The sequence below is a fragment of the Pseudomonas sp. K5002 genome (genome assembly GCF_013386655.1).
Taxonomy (GTDB): domain Bacteria; phylum Pseudomonadota; class Gammaproteobacteria; order Pseudomonadales; family Pseudomonadaceae; genus Aquipseudomonas.
In genome coordinates, this window is the sequence record NZ_JACARK010000053.1 from 14,099 (window position 1) to 33,201 (window position 19,103).

The window sequence follows — 19,103 nt, forward strand, 5'->3', positions numbered from 1 at the left end:
CCGCGAGGCAGGCCGGAGTGCGGCTCACGGCTTGAAGCTTTTAGCTAAAGAGGATTTTTTTTCATGTCGCAGAAATTTGACGTTGTAGTGATTGGCGCAGGCCCTGGCGGCTACGTTGCCGCCATCAAGGCCGCACAACTGGGCCTCTCGACTGCTTGCATCGAAAAATACACCGACAAGGAAGGCAAACTGGCGCTGGGCGGTACTTGCCTGAACGTTGGCTGCATTCCTTCCAAGGCGCTGCTGGACAGCTCCTGGAAATTCCACGAAGCGCAAGACGGTTTTGCCATCCACGGCATCAACCACGCTGGCGTGACCATGGACGTGCCAGCGATGGTCGGCCGCAAGGCCAACATCGTTAAAGGCCTGACTTCCGGCGTTGCTACCCTGTTCAAGGCCAACGGCGTTACTTCCCTGCAAGGCCACGGCAAACTGCTGGCCGGCAAGAAAGTTGAAATCACCAAGCCTGACGGTTCGACCGAAATCATCGAAGCCGAGAACGTGATCCTGGCTCCAGGTTCGCGTCCAATCGACATTCCACCGGCTCCGGTTGACCAGAACGTGATCGTTGATTCGACCGGCGCCCTGGAATTCCAAGCGGTTCCAAAACGTCTGGGCGTGATCGGCGCTGGCGTGATCGGCCTGGAACTGGGTTCGGTCTGGTCCCGCCTGGGTTCCGAAGTGACCGTGCTGGAAGCCCTGGACACGTTCCTGCTGGCTGCCGACACCGCAGTGTCCAAAGAAGCGCTGAAAACCCTGACCAAACAAGGTCTGGACATCAAGCTGGGCGCTCGTGTTACCGGTTCCAAGGTTAACGGCGAAGAAGTTGTCGTGACCTACACCGACAAGGATGGCGAACAGACCATCACTTTCGACAAGCTGATCGTAGCCGTTGGTCGCCGTCCGGTGACCACTGACCTGCTGGCTTCCGACAGCGGCGTGAACATCGACGAGCGTGGTTTCATCCACGTTGACGATCACTGCGCTACCACCGTGCCGGGCGTCTACGCCATTGGCGACGTGGTTCGCGGCATGATGCTGGCGCACAAGGCTTCCGAAGAAGGCATCATGGTTGTCGAGCGCATCAAGGGTCACAAGACCCAGATGAACTACGACCTGATCCCGTCTGTTATCTACACCCACCCGGAAATTGCATGGGTCGGCAAGAACGAACAGCAGTTGAAAGCTGAAGGCGTTGAAGTTAACGTCGGCACCTTCCCGTTTGCCGCTTCTGGCCGTGCCATGGCAGCCAACGACACCGGTGGTTTTGTCAAAGTCATCGCTGATGCCAAGACTGACCGCGTATTGGGCGTCCATGTGATCGGCCCAGGCGCAGCAGAACTGGTTCAGCAAGGCGCAATCGGTATGGAATTCGGCACCAGCGCCGAAGACATCGGCATGATGGTTTTCTCCCATCCGACCCTGTCCGAAGCGCTGCACGAAGCCGCGTTGGCAGTGAATGGCCATGCCATCCACATCGCCAACAAGAAGAAGCGCTAAGCGAGATAATAAGAAACCACGGCGGTTGCCCGTCGTGAGCCTTGTGCGCAAGACTCACCGCGGAATATCCGCTGGACGCAGTCTTGCGCAGTTTCACCACCCAGGGTTCAGGCCTTTGGTGGTTTGACTGTGCAAGCAGCAGTCACAGGTGGCGCGGCACTCAATAAAGAGCGCAGCGCCGAATGCGCAGTACCTAACGAAGACGGTAATAAGCATGAATCTTCACGAGTATCAGGGTAAGCAGCTGTTCGCTGAATACGGCCTGCCAGTATCCAAGGGTTACGCAGTAGACACCCCGGAAGCAGCAGCAGAAGCTTGCGACAAAATCGGCGGCACCGAGTGGGTTGTCAAAGCCCAGGTCCACGCTGGTGGTCGCGGTAAAGCGGGCGGCGTTAAGCTGGTTCGCAGCAAAGAAGACGCCAAAGCCTTCGCTCAGCAGTGGCTGGGCAAGCGTCTGGTGACTTACCAGACTGATGCCAATGGCCAGCCAGTCACCAAGATCCTGGTTGAATCGTGCACTGATATCGCTAAAGAGCTGTACCTGGGCGCTGTCGTTGACCGTTCGAGCCGTCGCATCGTGTTCATGGCCTCCACCGAAGGTGGCGTGGACATTGAGAAGATCGCTGAAGAAACCCCAGAAAAAATTCTGAAAGCCACTATCGATCCACTGGTTGGCGCTCAGCCATTCCAGGGTCGCGAGCTGGCATTCCAGTTGGGTCTGGAAGGCAAGCAAGTTGCCCAGTTCGCCAAGATCTTCGTAGGTCTGGCCAAACTGTTCCAGGATCACGATCTGGCCCTGCTGGAAGTGAACCCGCTGGTGATCAAGGCCGACGGCGATCTGCATTGCCTCGATGCCAAGATCAACATCGACGCCAACGCCATGTACCGTCAGCCTAAGCTGAAGACTTTCCACGATCCCTCGCAAGACGATCCGCGCGAAGCGCACGCTGCCAAGTTCGAACTGAACTACGTAGCCCTGGAAGGTAACATCGGTTGCATGGTCAACGGTGCTGGCCTGGCCATGGGTACCATGGACATCGTCAACCTGCATGGCGGCAAACCAGCCAACTTCCTCGACGTAGGCGGCGGTGCCACCAAAGAACGCGTTACCGAAGCGTTCAAGATCATCCTGTCCGACTCCAACGTCGCTGCAGTACTGGTCAACATCTTCGGCGGCATTGTTCGTTGCGACATGATTGCCGAAGGCATCATCGGTGCAGTGAAAGAAGTCGGCGTTAAAATCCCGGTTGTTGTGCGCCTTGAAGGTAACAACGCTGAACTGGGCGCTAAAGTACTGGCAGAAAGCGGTTTGAACATCATCGCTGCTACCAGCCTGACCGACGCTGCTCAACAAGTTGTCAAAGCTGCGGAGGGCAAATAATGAGCGTCCTGATCAATAAAGACACCAAGGTTATCTGCCAGGGTATTACCGGTTCCCAAGGTAGTTTCCACACCCAGCAAGCCATCGAATACGGCACCAAGATGGTGGGTGGCGTTACTCCTGGTAAAGGCGGCACCGAGCACCTGGGCCTGCCAGTGTTCAACACCGTGAAAGATGCTGTAGCTGCCACTGGCGCCACCGCCAGCGTGATCTACGTTCCAGCTCCTTTCTGCAAGGACTCCATCCTGGAAGCAGCATTCGGCGGCATCAAGCTGATCGTTTGCATCACCGAAGGCATTCCTACCCTGGACATGCTGGACGCTAAAGTTAAGTGCGACGAGCTGGGCGTAGTCCTGATCGGCCCTAACTGCCCAGGCGTGATCACTCCAGGCGAATGCAAGATCGGCATCATGCCAGGTCACATTCACTTGCCAGGTAAAGTCGGTATCGTTTCCCGTTCCGGCACCCTGACCTACGAAGCTGTCAAGCAGACTACTGACGCCGGTTTCGGTCAGTCGACTTGCGTCGGCATCGGCGGTGACCCGATCCCAGGCTCGAACTTCATCGACATCCTGAAGCTGTTCCAGGAAGACCCGAAGACCGAAGCGATCGTAATGATCGGTGAGATCGGCGGTTCGGCTGAAGAAGAAGCGGCTGCCTACATCAAGGCACACGTGACCAAGCCGGTTGTTTCCTACATCGCTGGTGTGACTGCCCCTGCTGGCAAGCGCATGGGCCATGCTGGCGCAATCATCTCTGGCGGCAAGGGTACTGCAGACGAGAAGTTTGCTGCCCTGGAAGACGCAGGCGTTAAAACCGTGCGTTCGCTGGCAGACATCGGCAAGGCTTTGTCCGAGCTGACCGGTTGGGCTGTCAAGTAAGCCTCGCGCTTAACTGACGCTTCACCCCACAAAGGCCACCTTCGGGTGGCCTTTGTGCATTCTGAAGGTTGGTGGAGATCAACATGTGGGAGCGGGCTTGCTCGCGAAAGCGGTGTGTCAGTCAGCTCATGAGTGGCTGATACACCGCTTTCGCGAGCAAGCCCGCTCCCACATTCGATCGTATTTCAAAATTTAGATATAAAAACGCGACATAAAAATGTCGCTTATCGGACAGTTCGCCCCGCAACAGTGCGTTTGACCCGCAAATTCGTTAGGCTAGCCGCCTCTTTATGCGTGTGCCTCCCAAAAGGAAGCCTCGCGCCAGACCGGTCGGTCCCCATCCGGACCGGCAGTATTTCCCTCATCCATAGGGAAGCCCTCTCTAAATTCCGATTCAGTAGTGTGGTATTTCCTCAAATGAAAGTGTTGAAAAGCCAGGACATCCTGGCGTTGGGCTTTATGACTTTTGCCCTGTTCGTGGGCGCCGGCAACATCATCTTCCCGCCAATCGTCGGTTTGCAGTCCGGGCCTCATGTCTGGATGGCGGCGCTGGGCTTCCTGATCACCGCGGTCGGTTTGCCGGTGATCACCGTTATCGCCCTGGCCAAGGTCGGTGGTGGCATGGACGCGTTGAGCAGTCCGATCGGCAAGATCGCCGGTGGCTTGCTGGCAGCGGCGGCCTACCTGGCTGTCGGCCCGTTGTTCGCCACCCCGCGAACCGCCACCGTTTCCTTTGAAGTGGGCCTGGCGCCGCTGACCGGTGAAAGCCCGCTGGCGCTGTTCCTCTACAGCTCGGTGTACTTCCTGTTGGTGTTCTTCATCTCCCTGTACCCGGGCCGTCTGCTGGATACGGTTGGTCGTTTCCTGGCACCGTTGAAGATCATCGCCCTGGCCGTCTTGGGCATTGCTGCCTTTGCCTTGCCGGCCGGCGATGTGGGTGTTGCCACCCCTGAGTACGTGGCCGCACCGTTCTCCCAGGGCTTTATCAATGGTTACCTGACCATGGATACCCTCGGCGCGCTGGTATTCGGCATTGTGATCGTCAACGCGATCCGCTCCCGTGGCGTCGAGTCGCCGAAGCTGATCACCCGCTACGCGATCATCGCCGGGCTGATTGCCGGTGTGGGCCTGGCGCTGGTGTACATCAGCCTGTTCCGCCTCGGTTCAGGCAGCCATGAAGTGGCGGCCGGTGCCGCCAACGGCGCCGCCGTGCTGCACGCCTACGTCCAGCACACCTTCGGCTCCCTGGGCAGCGGCTTCCTCGCCGTGCTGATTTCCCTGGCGTGCCTGGTAACCGCGGTGGGCCTGACCTGCGCCTGCGCCGAGTACTTCAGCCGCGTACTGCCGCTGTCCTACAAGACCCTGGTGGTGATCCTGGCGGTATTCTCGCTGTTTGTGTCCAACCTGGGCCTGACCAAGCTGATCGCGTTCTCGATCCCGGTGCTGACCGCCATCTACCCGCCGTGCATCGTGCTGGTGGCCCTGAGCTTCTGTAAGGACTTCTGGCAGGAGCAGGGCCGGATCGTTGGCCCGGTGATGCTGGTGTCGTTCATCTTCGGTTGCATTGACGCGCTGAAGGGCGCGGGCCTGGCTGACTGGATGCCATCGCAACTGGCTCACCTGCCGCTGAGCGAGCAGGGCCTGGCGTGGCTGGTGCCTTCGGTGATGACGCTGGTGGTTGCGGTGGTGATTGACCGCCTGCTGGGCAAACGCAGTGAAGCGATGGCTTAAACGTTTAGCCACTAACTTGTGCCGAGGTTTAGTTCGAAGTTTCGAGCTGCCCGGCCGGGTTAAAAGCACCGGACAAAGTAAAGCCCGCTATTAAGCGGGCTTTCTTTTGCAACATGACTTTTCACGTCACAGTGTTCAAGTCGTCAGACTCAAGAACCGGTTGCAGGTGTTGCTTCTTTCGCAGCAGCTTCGTTCGATTCAGCCTGAGCTTTGGCAGCATCGGCGTTTTCTTTCGCAGCGTCGTTCACTTTATCCTGTGCTTTCGCCATGTCTTTCTGAGCTTGCTCAGAGTGGGCTGCGGCGTCTTGGGCTTTGTCTTCGGATTTTTTGTCGCAGGCAGCGAGGCCGAGGGCAGCAGCCAGCATCATGGAAATAGCTAAAGTCTTGCGCATGGGGTGTTTCTCCTTATTGAAGATATCTACTGGCCTTTCGAGCCTATGCCCAACGCTTAGTTCCTTAAATCTCACAGATATATAAGGCTTTTCCCTAGGGAACTTTCAGCAAGGTTGTCTACTCCGCCGGCTCCACACTAATAAGAGTCTTTAACGAATGACCGAAAATCCTCTTTTATCCCGTGCCACGCGCTTTGTTTCAGCCTTGCGCCACTGCCAGGTGCTGGGCATCCAGGTGCACGCCGCCAGTGAGGACGGCATGACGCTGGTGCTGCCCTATGCTCCGCATATCGTCGGTGACCCGCAGACCGGCGTGATCCACGGCGGCGCCATCACATCCTTGATGGACACCGCCTGTGGCATGGCTACCTTGTGCGTACTGCCGGAGTTCGAGGTTTGCCCGACCCTGGACCTGCGCATCGACTACATGCACCCGGCCGAGCCCCATAAACCGGTATTCGGCTTTGCCCAGTGCTACCGGGTGACCACCGACGTGATCTTCACCCGCGGCTTCGCCTACCAGGACGATCCGCAGCAACCGATTGCCCACGTGGTGGGCACGTTCATGCGCATGGGCAAGCGCCTCAAGGGCAGCCAGGGCCTGGGCAATGCAATCAAGGGAGAACAGGCATGAAACATCAGTTCAAGACCCGTCTGCAGCAAGCCCACGAACGGGGCAACTATGAGGCGCTGCTCAACCTGATTCCCTACGCCAGGCTGATCGGTATCGAATGCACGCGGCTGGGGGATGAATTGCTGTTCCGCATGCCGGCCAACAAGGACAACATTGGTAACCCGATATTGCCGGCGATCCACGGCGGGGTGATCGCGGGCTTCATGGAGCTGTCCGCAGCCTTGCATTTGCTGGTTTTCACCGGTGCGCCTGGTGTTCCCAAGATCATCGATTTCTCCCTGGATTACCTGCGCGCCGGCCAGTTTCGCGACACCTACGCCAAATGCCAGGTGTGGCGCCAGGGCCGGCGGGTGGCCAACGTGGCGATCACCGCATGGCAAAGTACCCAGGCCGAACCGATTGCCACCGCCCGTGCGCATTTCAAGATTGAGGAACCGGCTCGCCCTTGAAATCCTGGTCTTAGCCCCCAACTTTGATGACAACCCGCCGCCAACCCTCAAGGGCGCGGCCACTGCCATCCAATTGGAGTTTGATGACCATGAGTGTGGAAACTCAAAAGGAAACCCTGGGCTTCCAGACCGAGGTGAAGCAACTGCTGCACCTCATGATCCATTCGCTGTATTCCAACAAGGAAATTTTCCTTCGCGAATTGATCTCGAACGCCTCTGACGCTGTCGACAAATTACGTTTCGAAGCCCTGTCCAAGCCTGAGTTGCTGGAAGGTGGCGCGGAACTGAAAATCCGTGTGAGCTTCGACAAGGACGCGAAAACCGTCACCCTCGAAGACAACGGTATCGGCATGAGCCGTGACGATGCGATCACCCACCTGGGGACCATCGCCAAATCCGGCACCGCTGATTTCATGAAGAACCTGTCGGGCGACCAGAAGAAAGATTCGCACCTGATCGGCCAGTTCGGCGTGGGCTTCTACTCGGCCTTCATCGTTGCCGACAAGGTTGAAGTATTCAGCCGCCGTGCCGGCCTTGCCGCCAGCGAAGGCGTGCACTGGTCGTCCAAGGGCGAGGGCGAATTTGAAATCGCCACTGTCGACAAGGCTGATCGTGGTACCCGCATCGTCCTGCACCTGAAGTCCGGTGAAGACGAGTTCGCCGATGGCTGGCGTCTGCGCAATATCATCAAGAAGTACTCCGACCACATCGCGTTGCCGATCGAGTTGCCGAAAGAACAAGCGGCGGCCGAAGGCGAAGAAGCCCCAGCCCAGGAATGGGAGGTGGTCAACCGCGCCAGCGCCCTGTGGACCCGTCCTCGTACCGAAGTCAAGGACGAGGAATACCAGGAGTTCTACAAGCACATCGCCCACGATTACGAAAACCCGCTGAGCTGGAGCCACAACAAGGTCGAAGGCAAGCTGGAATACAGCTCGCTGCTCTACGTACCGGCCCGTGCTCCGTTCGACCTGTACCAGCGTGAAGCGCCGAAAGGCCTGAAGCTGTATGTGCAGCGCGTATTCGTGATGGACCAGGCGGAATCGTTCCTGCCGTTGTACCTGCGCTTTATCAAGGGCGTGGTTGACTCCAACGACCTGTCGCTGAACGTGTCGCGGGAAATCCTGCAGAAAGACCCGATCATCGACTCGATGAAGTCGGCGCTGACCAAGCGTGTCCTCGACATGCTGGAAAAGCTGGCGAAAAACGAGCCTGAGCAATACAAGGGCTTCTGGAAAAACTTCGGCCAGGTCATGAAAGAAGGCCCGGCAGAAGATTTCGCCAACAAGGAAAAAATCGCCGGCCTGCTGCGTTTCGCATCGACCAACGGTGACGACGGCGAGCAGAACGTTTCCCTGGCTGAATACCTGGCTCGCGCCAAGGAAGGTCAGGACAAGATCTACTACCTGACCGGTGAAACCTACGCTCAGGTCAAGAACAGCCCGCACCTGGAAGTCTTCCGCAAGAAAGGCATCGAAGTGCTGCTGCTGACCGACCGCATCGACGAGTGGCTGATGAGCTACCTCAGCGACTTCGACGGCAAGAGCTTTGTTGACGTCGCCCGCGGCGACCTGGACCTGGGCAACCTGGATTCCGAAGAAGACAAGAAAGCCGCTGAAGAAGTGGCCAAGTCCAAAGAGGGTCTGGTTGAGCGAATCAAGACCGCCTTGGGCGATGCCGTCAGCGAAGTGCGGGTTTCCCACCGTCTGACCGATTCCCCGGCGATCCTGGCCATCGGCGAGCAGGACCTGGGCATGCAGATGCGTCAGATCCTGGAAGCCAGCGGTCAGAAGGTTCCGGATTCCAAGCCGATCTTTGAATTCAACCCGGCGCACCCGCTGATCGAGAAACTCGACGGCGAGCAGAGCGAAGAGCGGTTTGGCGACCTGTCGCACATCCTCTTCGACCAGGCAGCCCTGGCTGCCGGCGACAGCCTGAAAGACCCGGCCGCTTATGTGCGCCGACTGAACAAGCTGTTGGTTGAACTGTCGGTTTAACACCGTTGTAGAAAAACCCGCTTCGGCGGGTTTTTTCGTTCTGGAGCCTTTCACCTGGAGTAAATGATGAGCCAAATCACCGTGCGTTCCGTGGTCTATCAGATTGATGGCCAGTCTTATGAAAGCCGCCTGGCATTTGATGTCAGTCATAAGGGCCCGCTGCCAGGGTTGTTGATGGCGCCGAACTGGATGGGTGTCAGTGCCGGCGCTGAAGAGATCGCCAAGAGCGTGGCCAGCAAGGGCTATGTGGTGCTGCTTGCCGACCTGTACGGGCAAACCGTCCGCCCTTCGAACGGCGATGAAGCGGGTGCGGCGATGATGCCGTTGAAGAATGACCGGCCGCTGTTGAACAAGCGCATGCAGGTCGCGCTTGATCACCTGAAAACCCAGACTGAAGCGGCGGTGGATACCTCGAAGCTGGCGACCTTTGGTTTCTGCTTCGGTGGTTGCTGCTCCCTGGAGCTGGCACGTACCGGTGCACCGTTGAAAGCTGCCGTTTCGTTCCACGGCAGCCTCGACACGCCGAACCCGGCCGATGCAAAAAACATCAAGGGTTCCGTGCTGGTGTTGCACGGTGCTTCCGACCCGTTGGTGCCGAAGGAGCAACTGCCGGCGTTTGAAGACGAAATGAACGCCGCCGGTGTGGATTGGCAATTGCTGAGCTACGGCGGTGCGGTGCACTCGTTTACCGACCCGCACGCGAATGTGCCGGGCAAGATGATGTATGACGCGAAGACCGCTGCGCGGGCCTTTCAGTCGATGCATAACTTGCTGGATGAAGTGTTCAAGGGCTGATAGTTCGGTTGCCTGAGCTGGCCCCTTCGCGAGCAAGCCCGCTCCCACATTTTAACCGTGTACATCCTGAAGGAACGCGGTCGAAATGTGGGAGCGGGCTTGCTCGCGAAAGCTATTTCATAGGCAATAAAGCGCTTAAGCCTTGCCTCCAGGCAACTCGATCCGCTCACTTTCCCCCGGCACTGTCGGCCAATCCCCAGCCGCCCAACGCTGCCGAGCCTGCTCGATCAACGCCGGATCACTCGCGACAAAATTCCAGTTAATCCGCCGTGGCCCATCCAGCGCCGCGCCGCCGAACACCACCAGGTGGCAATCAGTCTCGGCAAACAGCCCCATGCTTGCGCCTGCCGGCAACACCACCAGGCTATGCACCTCCAGCGCTTCGCCATCCAACTGCGCCTCACCCTCCAGCACATACACCGCCCGTTCTTCATGCTCATCCGGGATCAGCAGGGTGGTAGCCGTCTGCATCCGCACCTCGGCATACAAGGTGGGCGACAACACCGGCACCGGCGATTCGAGGCAAAAGCCATTGCCGGCAATCAGGCGAATCTGCACGCCGAGGTTATCGCTCACCGGCAAGCTGGCGGCCGGATGATGGCTGTAATGCCCAGGCCCTTGTTCATGTTCCTTGGGGGAGGCCAGCCACACTTGCAACCCGTGCAGGCTGAAACCACTGGCCTTCAACGCCTCGGGGCTGCGTTCAACGTGGGCAATGGCACTGCCGGATGTCATCCAGCTGACGTCCCCGGCCTTGACCATCTGATCGGAGCCGAGGCTGTCCTTGTGCAGGAGTTCGCCTTCAAACAGGTAGGTCAGGGTAGAGAGGCCGATGTGCGGGTGTTGGCGAATGTTCATGCCGGTACCCGGGGCATAACGGGTTTGCAGCATATGGTCGAAAAACACGAAAGGCCCGACGCTGCGGCATTGCCTGGAGGGCAGTGGGCGCAGGATCGGTTGGCCTTCCACATCTTCGGCGCGCGGGCGAATCACGGTCACGGTGGTCATGGTGCTTCCCAGTCTGAGCGGGTCTGATGGTACTGAGCATAACCCGCTCGACGGGAGGTTGCCGCTACTGGCTGAAGGCGCCTTCGGAGAGCCGGGTCTCGATGGTAACTTCGGCCGTGGTCATCAGCTTGTGCACCGGGCAGCGATCCGCCACGCGGTGCAGCTCGTCGCGCTGCTCGTCAGTGAGTACGCCCTTGAGGGTCAGTTTGACGTTGAGCTTGTATTTGCCCTTTTGCTCTTCGGTGCTGTCATGGGTGACTTCCACGGTCACGCCGGTCAGCGGTATGTCTTTTTTCTGCGCATAGAGCTTGACGGTCAGGGCCTTGCAGGACGCCAGTGCGGCGTCGAAGTAATCGTGGGGGGAGGGCGCCGAATCGTCGCCGCCAAGGCTCTTGGGCAGGTCGGTAAACAGCTCGTGGTTATTGATATTGACGCTGTGGCGGAAGTTTTCGGCGTTCAGCGTGTTCACGGTAACAGGCATGGCAAACCTCACAGGGTGGCAGGAAGAAGCTCATGCAGTTATAGAGCATGCTGGCACGTTGGTGTTCCCCGTTGTTTACCGCTGAACCCGCAGGCGCGGTCCGAGGTCTACCGGCATTAGCCCTTGTTTGAGATACCCCCGTGCGCCGGACCCGCCTGAGTATTGCCCTGTTGCTGACCGCCGCAAGCCTTGCGGTGCAGGCTCGCGACTATGCCTACAGCGATGCACACCTGCATTACGTCGATTTCTTCCAGGAGTCGGCGGGCATGGATAAATTACTCAAGGCCATGGCCGATAATCGCATCGAGCACGTGATGATTTCCGGCATTCCGGTGGCCAAGAAATGGCATGAGGACGAACCCAAGCGGCCGCGCTATTACGCCGGGGACGACGCCGACGCCTATTGGTATAGCGCCACCGACGTGTTCGTCGCCGATGCGGTCAATAAACTGAGCCCGGAGCAACGTCAGCGCTTTCATCCGTTCCTCAGTGGTTTCAATCCCAACGATAAAAATGCCGCATCCCATATCCAGCGCATGCTCGACCTCAATCCTGGGCTCTGGCAAGGCATCGGCGAAGTCTTCACCCGTCACGACGACCTGACCGCGCTGACCTCCGGCGACACCCCAAGGGCCAACAACGAGGCGATGACCCGCATCTATCACCTGGCCGCGGAGAATGATCTGCCGGTGATGGTGCATTCCAACATCACCTCCAAGCGTGAGAAAAATCCGTTGTACCTGGCGGAAATGGAAGAGCCGCTGCGTAATCACCCGCACACCCGGTTTATCTGGGCCCATGCGGGCAGCAGCATGGAGATCCATCGGCACCAGACGCAGATGGATTTTTTGCTGCCGACCCTGGCGCGCATGCTGGAGGCTTACCCCAACCTGTACGTCGACCTGTCCTGGAGCGTGCTCACGCCTTACTTGCTGGATGAGGCGGGAAAGGCACGCCCTGAGTGGGTAAAGCTGGTGGAGCGCTTCCCGGACCGCTTCATGCTTGGCTCAGACGTAGTAGGACGCTTCAACAAGCTCGGTAAGGAAATGCGCAGCTTTGACCCGTTCCTCGATGCGTTGCCTGAGGATGTGGCCAGAAAGGTCGCGCGGGACAATTTCCTGGCGATTCTGCCCAAGCCCAGGTGATGGGTTTAGCTGAATCGCTACAGGCGGGGCGGGGCGATCATAAGGCGTTTTGATATCGCGTTTTCGTCTTAGGCAAAAGTCTCAACTCGCCGATACCTTTCAAGAGCCCGCTGCAGGTGGATGCAGCGCTTTTGGAAGGATTCCGAGCATGAATATCAGAAGTCTGAATATCGCCCCTCGCGCCGGCCTGGGGTTTGGTTTGCTGGCGCTGATGGTGTTTGCCCTGGGCGGGTTCGCCTTGTTGCAGATGGGCAATATGCGCCAGCAGTCTGACCAGGTGGAAAACAACTGGCTGCCCAGCGTGATGGCGGTCGGCGAGATGAATCAGGACCTGCTGCGGGTGCGGGCCCTGACGTTGCGGCTGCTGCTTAACCGCGACCCGCAGGCAATCACGCAGAATGAGCAGAAAATCACCGAGCTGAAAAGCGGCCTGCACAAGGCTCAGTCCCTCTATGAAGGCTTGATCGTGCTGCCTGAAGAGCGGGTGCTGTTCGATCGCTTTAAAACCGAGGAAGAGCGTTACCTGCAGCGCCAGGAACAGGTGATGGCGTTTTCGCAGGCGAATCAGTTGGAAGACGCGATCAAGGTGGTCAACGGCGAGATGAACCAGTTGGCCGACGAACTGGCCGGTACCCTGCGTGAGCTGGTGACGTTGAACAAGGTCAGTGCCAATCAGGCGGCGAGCCTGGCGCAAAGTGTGTTCACGCAATCGCGCAGTTGGGTGGTTGGCATGATTGCCGTGACGGCGCTGATCACCATCGGCCTGGCATTGTTGCTGACCCGCAGTATTGTGCTGCCGTTATCCCAGTCTTTGAAAGTCGCCCAGGGTGTGGCCAGTGGCGATCTGACCGGGGTGATTACGGTCAGCGGCCAGGATGAGCCGGCGCGTTTGCAGCAGGCGCTGAAAAGCATGCAGGAGAGCCTGCGGGAAACCATTCGGCGTATTTCCGATTCGTCCAGCCAGTTGGCGTCGGCTTCCGAAGAGCTTAGTTGCGTGACCGAAGATGCCACCCGTGGGTTGCATCAGCAGAGTCAGGAAATCGAGCAGGCGGCTACTGCGGTGAACCAGATGACGGCGGCGGTGGAGGAGGTGGCGAGCAATGCGGTGGCCACTTCACAGGCGTCCCGTGAGTCGGACCGTATTGCCCAGCATGGTCGCGAGCAGGTGCATCAGACGGTGTTGTCGATTGAGTCCCTGGCGGATGATGTGACGGCCAATGCGACTCAGGTGGAGGACCTGGCGCAGAAGGTGTATGGCATCAGCAAGGTGCTGGATGTGATTCGTTCGATTGCCGAGCAGACCAATTTGCTGGCGCTGAATGCCGCCATCGAAGCGGCGCGAGCTGGGGATGCCGGGCGTGGGTTTGCGGTGGTGGCGGATGAGGTGCGGGCCTTGGCGCATCGTACGCAGCAGTCGACCCAGGAAATCGAGCAGATGATCAGTGGGATTCAGCAGGGGACTGATCAGGCTGTCAGCTCCATGCAGCAGAGCAATACTCGGGCGCGGTCAACGTTGGATATCGCCAAGTCGGCGGGGACGGCGCTGGAGGAGATTGCTTCGGCGTTTACCCTGATCAATGAGCGCAACCTGGTGATTGCCAGTGCCTCGGAAGAACAGGCGGCGGTGGCGCGGGAGGTGGATCGCAATTTGATGAATATTCGCGATTTGGCACAGCAGACGTCGGCGGGGGCGAACCAGACCAGTGCGGCGAGCCAGGAGTTGTCGCGGTTGGCGGTGGATCTCAATACGATGGTGGCTCGGTTTTCGGTTTAGGTTGTTGGGGGGGGGCATATCCGTTGCTGCGGTCACGGCGGCTTATGGTTTCGCTCTTACAGCGAGTCACTTTGCAAAAAAGCGGCAAAGTAACCAAAGCGCTCTGCCCCGCCTGTCGGCGGGGCGCCTAAGATCAAAAGCAAGAGCACGGCGGCCTGGAAGCCGACCTGAGTGTTAGAAGCAAAAGCAGAACCGCTTTTCTGTCGGAGCCGGCTTGCCGGCGAAAACCTGAGAACGCCGCGTTGAATCAGGATGCCAGCGTCATCGTTAACGACCTTCGCGAGCAAGCCCGCTCCCACATTGGACCGTGCCCGTTTTAGCTTTTGATTTTGCTTCTAAACACTCAAGCCTGAGCGAGGTGCCGAGTGATCGGGCAAGAGCGTTTTGCTTACTTTTGACTGGGCACGCATTCCGGCTTTCAAAAGTGAGCCACTGTAAGCGCGGTAAACGGGTAAAAAAACGCCCCGAACCAGTCGGGGCGTTTTCAGGCGATCAAGCTGCGAGAGCTTACTTACCCTGCCAGCGTTTCAGCACCAGGGTGGCGTTAGTGCCACCAAAGCCGAAGCTGTTGCTCATCACTGTATTGATGGTCGCATCTTCACGAGTCTTGGTCAGGATAGGCATGTCAGCCACGTCCGGGTCCAGTTCCTCGATGTTGGCAGAACCTGCCATGAAGTTGCCTTCCATCATCAGCAGGCAGTAGATCGCTTCGTGAACGCCAGCGGCGCCCAGGGAGTGACCCGACAGGCTCTTGGTAGAGCTGATCGCCGGAGCCTTGTCGCCGAATACCGCACGCACGCCTTCCATTTCCTTGGAGTCGCCGACCGGAGTCGAAGTACCGTGGGTGTTCAGGTAGTCGATCGGGGTATCAACGGTGGACATGGCCATCTGCATGCAGCGGATGGCGCCTTCGCCGCTTGGCGCAACCATGTCGTAGCCGTCGGACGTCGCGCCGTAGCCGACGATTTCCGCGTAGATCTTCGCACCACGGGCCAGGGCGTGTTCCAGCTCCTCGACCACCACCATGCCGCCACCGCCGGCAATGACGAAGCCATCACGGTTCTTGTCATAGGCGCGGGAGGCTTTGTCCGGGGTTTCGTTGTACTGGGTCGACAGGGCGCCCATGGCGTCGAACAGGAACGACTGGCTCCAATGTTCTTCTTCACCGCCGCCGGCAAACACGATGTCCTGCTTGCCCAACTGGATCTGCTCTACAGCGGTACCGATGCAGTGAGCACTGGTGGCGCAAGCGGAGGAGATCGAGTAGTTCACGCCCTTGATCTTGAACGGCGTGGCCAGGCAGGCGGAAACGGTGCTGCCCATGGTCCGCGTGACGCGGTACGGGCCAACGCGCTTGACGCCTTTCTCGCGCAGGATGTCCAGCGCTTCCATCTGGTTCAAGGTCGACGCGCCACCGGAACCGGCGATCAGGCCGGTGCGCACGTTGGATACCTGGTCTTCGCTCAGGCCGGAATCGGTGATCGCGTCCTTCATGGCCAGGTAGGCGTAAGCGGCTGCGTGGCCGACGAAGCGATAGATCTTGCGATCGATCAGTTCTTCGAGGGGCAGGTCGATGGAGCCGGAAACCTGGCTACGCAGACCCATTTCGGCATATTCCGGGTTGAAGCGGATGCCAGGGCGACTTGCACGCAGGTTAGCGGAGACGGTCTCTTTGTCATTGCCCAGGCACGAAACAATGCCCAGACCAGTGATAACGACGCGGCGCATGCGGATAACCCTTAAAAGTTGTCAGTGGAAGTGAATACGCCGACCCGAAGGCCTTCGGCAGTATAAATCTCGCGACCGTCGACAGTCACCGAACCATCGGCAATGGCCAGGTTCAGCTTGCCCTTGAGGACGCGCTTGATTTGAATGTTGTAAGTGACTTTCTTGGCGGTCGGCAAGACCTGGCCAAAGAACTTCACTTCGCCCGAACCCAGGGCGCGACCGCGGCCCGGCAGGCCTTGCCAGCCCAGGTAGAAACCGACCAGCTGCCACATGGCGTCAAGGCCCAGGCAGCCCGGCATCACCGGATCGCCTTCGAAATGGCAGGCGAAAAACCACAGGTCAGGGGTGATATCCAGCTCGGCGACCAATTCACCTTTGCCGTACTTGCCACCCTCTTCGCTGATATGGGTGATGCGATCCACCATCAGCATGTTCGGGGCGGGCAGTTGCGCGTTACCTGGGCCGAACAGCTCACCGCGACTGCAGCGCAGCAGGTCTTCCCGAGTAAAGGCGTTTTGTTTGGTCATGCGAGCTCCTCAATAATCCCATGCGGCAGGGCAGGGCAAATCTTCCCGGCCGACTGAAGCGTTCATGCCTCATATCGGCAGCCTACACATAGACTATTGCGTTGTAGTGAAAGTCACAGCGTCAAGGTCATGAATGTACACTTGTGCACTGAAATTATAAACCGGGCCGGTTTACGGGCCCGTTCGGGTGCCTAAGACTGCCGCACTTTCGTCTTTCACGCCAGTCGCAGTTGGCTGATGGCACCGTGTTACTGCACCCATCTCTGCAGGATTTGCTGCAAATCCGTGCGTTTGAACGGCTTTGCCAGGTAATCGTTCATTCCAGCTGCCAGGCAGGCTTCCCGATCGCCCTGCAAGGCATTGGCCGTGAGGGCAATGATTGGCAGCTCGGCGCAACCGGGCAACTGGCGAATCTGCCGGGTAGCCTCGTAGCCATCGATGCCCGGCAGTCGGCAGTCCATCAGGATTGCGGTAAAAATCAGGCTCTCGGCGCTGCGAATCGCTTCGGCGCCGTCGGTGGCGATGCTCACCTCGAACCCCAGGCTGCGCAGCATGGCTTCGACCACCGTGCGATTGACCGGGTTGTCTTCCACCAGCAACACGTTGCGCCCTTCGCCCGCACGGGCATTGCCTTCGGTATTCGGCGCGAGCACCGGCAAGCTCTGCTGGTAGATCGCCAGCGGGATTTCCAGGGTGAACACCGAGCCGTGGCCTTCTTCGCTCTGGGCGCGCAGGGTGCCGCCCATGCGTTCGGCCAGGGTGCGTGCGATAGGCAGTCCCAGTCCGGTGCCGCCGTAACGTCTTGAAATGGAACTGTCGGCTTGCTGGAACGCATCGAACATCAGTTCCAGGCGCTCGGCGGAAATGCCAATCCCGCTATCGCGCACGGTGCAGGTGAACCACAGCAATTCATGGTCCAGGGTCTGCCAGTGGGGTTCGACGGTGACGGTGCCCTGCTCGGTGAACTTCAGGGCATTGCCGATCAGGTTCACCAAAATCTGCCGGATGCGGGTCGGGTCGCCCTGTACCTGCAGCGAGCCCAGGCCCTGGGGGATCGGCACTTCGAGCGCCAGCCCGCGTTGTTGGGCGGCGTGCTGGAAGGCCTGGGCGCAACTGCTGATCAGCTCCACCAGGTCGAACGGAATGTGCTCAAGCTCCAGGGCCGCGCGCTCGATGCGCGAGAAGTCGAGGATGTCGTTGATCACCTTCAGCAGGTGTTCGGTGGACTCCGAGGCCAGCGCCGCGTATTCGGTCTGTTCCTCGGTCATGTCGGTGGTTTCCAGCAGTTGCAGCATGCCCAGCACCCCGTTCATCGGCGTGCGCAATTCATGGCTCATCATTGCCAGGAAGTCCGACTTGGCATTGTTCGCCCGCTCGGCTTCTTCGCGGGTCTGGATCAACTGGGCCATGGCCTGGTGCTGTTCACGACTGGCCTGGTTCAAGCCATCGGCGAGGTTATTGATGTGGCGCGACAGGTCGCCCAGCTCCGAGTCATCCACGATGGGCAGCGGCGTCTGGTAATCGCCCTGCTGGATCGCCTTGACCGCATTGCCCATGGCGCTGATCGGTTGCGACAGGCTGGCCGCCAGGCGCCGGGCCAGCAGGAAGGTAAACAGCAGGGCGAACAGCGCGAGAATCCCGGCCTTGAACAGGATTTCCTGCTGGCGCTGGCTGAACGCATCGTTGGACATGCCGACAATCACTCGCCCCAGGTAGTCCGCGCGCGGGGCCTTGGGCTCGGCAGTACTGTCCTGGAAGAAGTCATTGCCCAGCTGGATATGTTGCAGGCGAATCGGCGCCTGGAAGACTTTCACCGACAGCGAGCGATCGTGCTTCTCCGACGGTTGCTCGACATACACCAGGATATTTTCTGCGCTGTCCTGAATCTCCAGGAAGCGCACGTGCGGCGTGGCGAGGGTGGCCCGCAACAGGCTTTCAAGCACGTCGTTGTTGCCGGAAATCACCCCGTATTCGGTGGCCGGCGCCAGTTGGTTGGCGATCAACTGGCCGGTGTGGTCCAGTTCCTGGCGCAGGTCCTGGATCCGCACGAAGGTGAAGAAGCTGATCAACAGCAGCGTCAGCAGGAGTGCCGGGCCCAGGGTAATGAGCTGGGTCCGGGTGTTGATGTCCCAACGGCGACGAAATGTCATGGGCGTTTTTCTCCTTCGGCCAGGCGGGCGGCGACGTTGGTTTCGTCCACCTGTTCGATCCCCAGTGAGCGCGCAACCTGCGGGTTGCCTACGACTTTGAAACGTTCCGGGTACAGCGAGCGCGGCCAACTGGCCGGCGCATGATCCAGCAGGCGGTCGAGCACATCCAGCCAGTCGGTCTGATCGCTGTAGGTGCTGGCCAGGCTGCCGGCCTTGACGAACCCGGCGTTGGGCCCGACCAGTGGCAATTGCCTGGCGTAGCTGCTGAGCAGCAGGTTTTTCGCGGTTTTCGGGTTGTACAGCTGGGGATCATCCAGCCCCAGCAAGACGTCGCTGTTCTTGAACAGGCTTTGCAGCGGGCGACTGTCATTAATGTTTTCCCAAAGCTGGGGCACGATCTCCAGGCCCATGGGCGCGGCGTACTGGCGCAGCTCGCGCAGCAGGAACTCGCTGTCGATGCCATAGAGCACGCCGATGCGCCGGGCCTGAGGCAGGATGCCGGTGATCAGGCGCAGTTGTCGGTCCAGCGGTGG

At 59.1% G+C, this 19,103-nt stretch carries 18 protein-coding genes; 10 read left to right on the plus strand and 8 right to left on the minus strand.

What is annotated here, in order from left to right; all coding sequences use genetic code 11:
• Positions 1-63 precede the first annotated feature (63 nt).
• The 4 genes from lpdA (at position 64) to brnQ (ending at position 5,493) form a co-directional block, all read left to right on the plus strand.
• Positions 64-1,500: a dihydrolipoyl dehydrogenase gene (lpdA, locus tag HX846_RS03610; protein WP_003210568.1), complete on the plus strand. Its 1,437-nt coding sequence runs from the start codon at positions 64-66 to the stop codon at positions 1,498-1,500.
• Positions 1,501-1,714: 214 nt separating this feature from the next.
• The gene (gene sucC / locus HX846_RS03615; RefSeq protein ID WP_003210567.1) at positions 1,715-2,881 is read left to right on the plus strand and encodes an ADP-forming succinate--CoA ligase subunit beta; all 1,167 of its coding nucleotides are present in this window, start codon (positions 1,715-1,717) and stop codon (positions 2,879-2,881) included.
• Positions 2,881-3,762: a succinate--CoA ligase subunit alpha gene (gene sucD, locus HX846_RS03620; protein ID WP_003210566.1), complete on the plus strand. Its 882-nt coding sequence runs from the start codon at positions 2,881-2,883 to the stop codon at positions 3,760-3,762. Before sucC ends, sucD begins: the two co-directional genes overlap by 1 nt.
• 417 nt (positions 3,763-4,179) lie before the next feature.
• Entirely contained in the window at positions 4,180-5,493 is a 1,314-nt protein-coding gene (gene brnQ / locus HX846_RS03625; protein ID WP_177054674.1) for a branched-chain amino acid transport system II carrier protein, read from the plus strand.
• 149 nt (positions 5,494-5,642) lie between these two features.
• On the opposite strand, the gene HX846_RS03630 is transcribed toward brnQ, so the two are convergent.
• Complete coding sequence (locus HX846_RS03630; RefSeq protein ID WP_003210564.1) at positions 5,643-5,885, minus strand: hypothetical protein; 243 nt, start codon at positions 5,883-5,885, stop codon at positions 5,643-5,645.
• A gap of 157 nt (positions 5,886-6,042) precedes the next feature.
• On the opposite strand from HX846_RS03630, the gene HX846_RS03635 reads away from it, so the two are divergent.
• The 4 genes from HX846_RS03635 (at position 6,043) to HX846_RS03650 (ending at position 9,757) form a co-directional block, all read left to right on the plus strand.
• On the plus strand, positions 6,043-6,519 hold the full coding sequence (locus HX846_RS03635; RefSeq protein WP_003210563.1) for a PaaI family thioesterase: 477 nt from the start codon (positions 6,043-6,045) through the stop codon (positions 6,517-6,519).
• On the plus strand, positions 6,516-6,968 hold the full coding sequence (locus tag HX846_RS03640; protein ID WP_087694453.1) for a PaaI family thioesterase: 453 nt from the start codon (positions 6,516-6,518) through the stop codon (positions 6,966-6,968). Before HX846_RS03635 ends, HX846_RS03640 begins: the two co-directional genes overlap by 4 nt.
• 89 nt (positions 6,969-7,057) lie before the next feature.
• Entirely contained in the window at positions 7,058-8,962 is a 1,905-nt protein-coding gene (htpG, locus tag HX846_RS03645) for a molecular chaperone HtpG (RefSeq protein ID WP_003210561.1), read from the plus strand.
• Between the two features lie 66 nt (positions 8,963-9,028).
• Positions 9,029-9,757: a dienelactone hydrolase family protein gene (locus HX846_RS03650; protein WP_178964987.1), complete on the plus strand. Its 729-nt coding sequence runs from the start codon at positions 9,029-9,031 to the stop codon at positions 9,755-9,757.
• 135 nt (positions 9,758-9,892) lie between these two features.
• Here the strand turns inward: HX846_RS03650 and HX846_RS03655 are convergent, their stop codons facing one another.
• Together HX846_RS03655 and HX846_RS03660 are read right to left on the minus strand one after the other, a co-directional pair.
• The gene (locus tag HX846_RS03655; protein ID WP_178964988.1) at positions 9,893-10,765 is read right to left on the minus strand and encodes a pirin family protein; all 873 of its coding nucleotides are present in this window, start codon (positions 10,763-10,765) and stop codon (positions 9,893-9,895) included.
• A gap of 64 nt (positions 10,766-10,829) precedes the next feature.
• Complete coding sequence (locus HX846_RS03660; RefSeq protein WP_003210558.1) at positions 10,830-11,246, minus strand: OsmC family protein; 417 nt, start codon at positions 11,244-11,246, stop codon at positions 10,830-10,832.
• A gap of 140 nt (positions 11,247-11,386) precedes the next feature.
• Between HX846_RS03660 and HX846_RS03665 the strand changes: the two genes are divergently transcribed.
• Positions 11,387-12,391 carry an amidohydrolase family protein gene (locus HX846_RS03665; protein ID WP_008434016.1) on the plus strand — a complete coding sequence of 335 codons (1,005 nt, stop codon included), beginning with the start codon at positions 11,387-11,389 and terminating at the stop codon, positions 12,389-12,391.
• Between the two features lie 148 nt (positions 12,392-12,539).
• Positions 12,540-14,165 carry a methyl-accepting chemotaxis protein gene (locus HX846_RS03670; RefSeq protein WP_134327086.1) on the plus strand — a complete coding sequence of 542 codons (1,626 nt, stop codon included), beginning with the start codon at positions 12,540-12,542 and terminating at the stop codon, positions 14,163-14,165.
• Positions 14,166-14,221: 56 nt separating this feature from the next.
• Here HX846_RS03670 and HX846_RS03675 read toward each other — a convergent pair whose 3' ends face one another.
• The 5 genes from HX846_RS03675 to HX846_RS03695 all read right to left on the minus strand — a co-directional run.
• Positions 14,222-14,452 (minus strand): hypothetical protein, encoded by a 231-nt coding sequence (locus HX846_RS03675; RefSeq protein WP_177116746.1) that lies wholly within the window; start codon positions 14,450-14,452, stop codon positions 14,222-14,224.
• Positions 14,453-14,672: 220 nt separating this feature from the next.
• Positions 14,673-15,893, minus strand: coding sequence for a beta-ketoacyl-ACP synthase I (fabB, locus tag HX846_RS03680; RefSeq protein WP_003210553.1), 1,221 nt, complete (start codon positions 15,891-15,893; stop codon positions 14,673-14,675).
• An 11-nt stretch (positions 15,894-15,904) separates the two neighbouring features.
• Positions 15,905-16,420, minus strand: a complete 516-nt coding sequence (gene fabA, locus HX846_RS03685; RefSeq protein ID WP_003210552.1) for a 3-hydroxyacyl-[acyl-carrier-protein] dehydratase FabA — start codon at positions 16,418-16,420, stop codon at positions 15,905-15,907.
• Positions 16,421-16,668: 248 nt separating this feature from the next.
• The gene (locus HX846_RS03690) at positions 16,669-18,570 is read right to left on the minus strand and encodes an ATP-binding protein (protein ID WP_177019615.1); all 1,902 of its coding nucleotides are present in this window, start codon (positions 18,568-18,570) and stop codon (positions 16,669-16,671) included.
• On the minus strand, positions 18,567-19,103 hold a 537-nt coding region (locus tag HX846_RS03695), incomplete at its 5' end, for an ABC transporter substrate-binding protein (protein WP_306173103.1). The genes HX846_RS03690 and HX846_RS03695, both read right to left, overlap by 4 nt.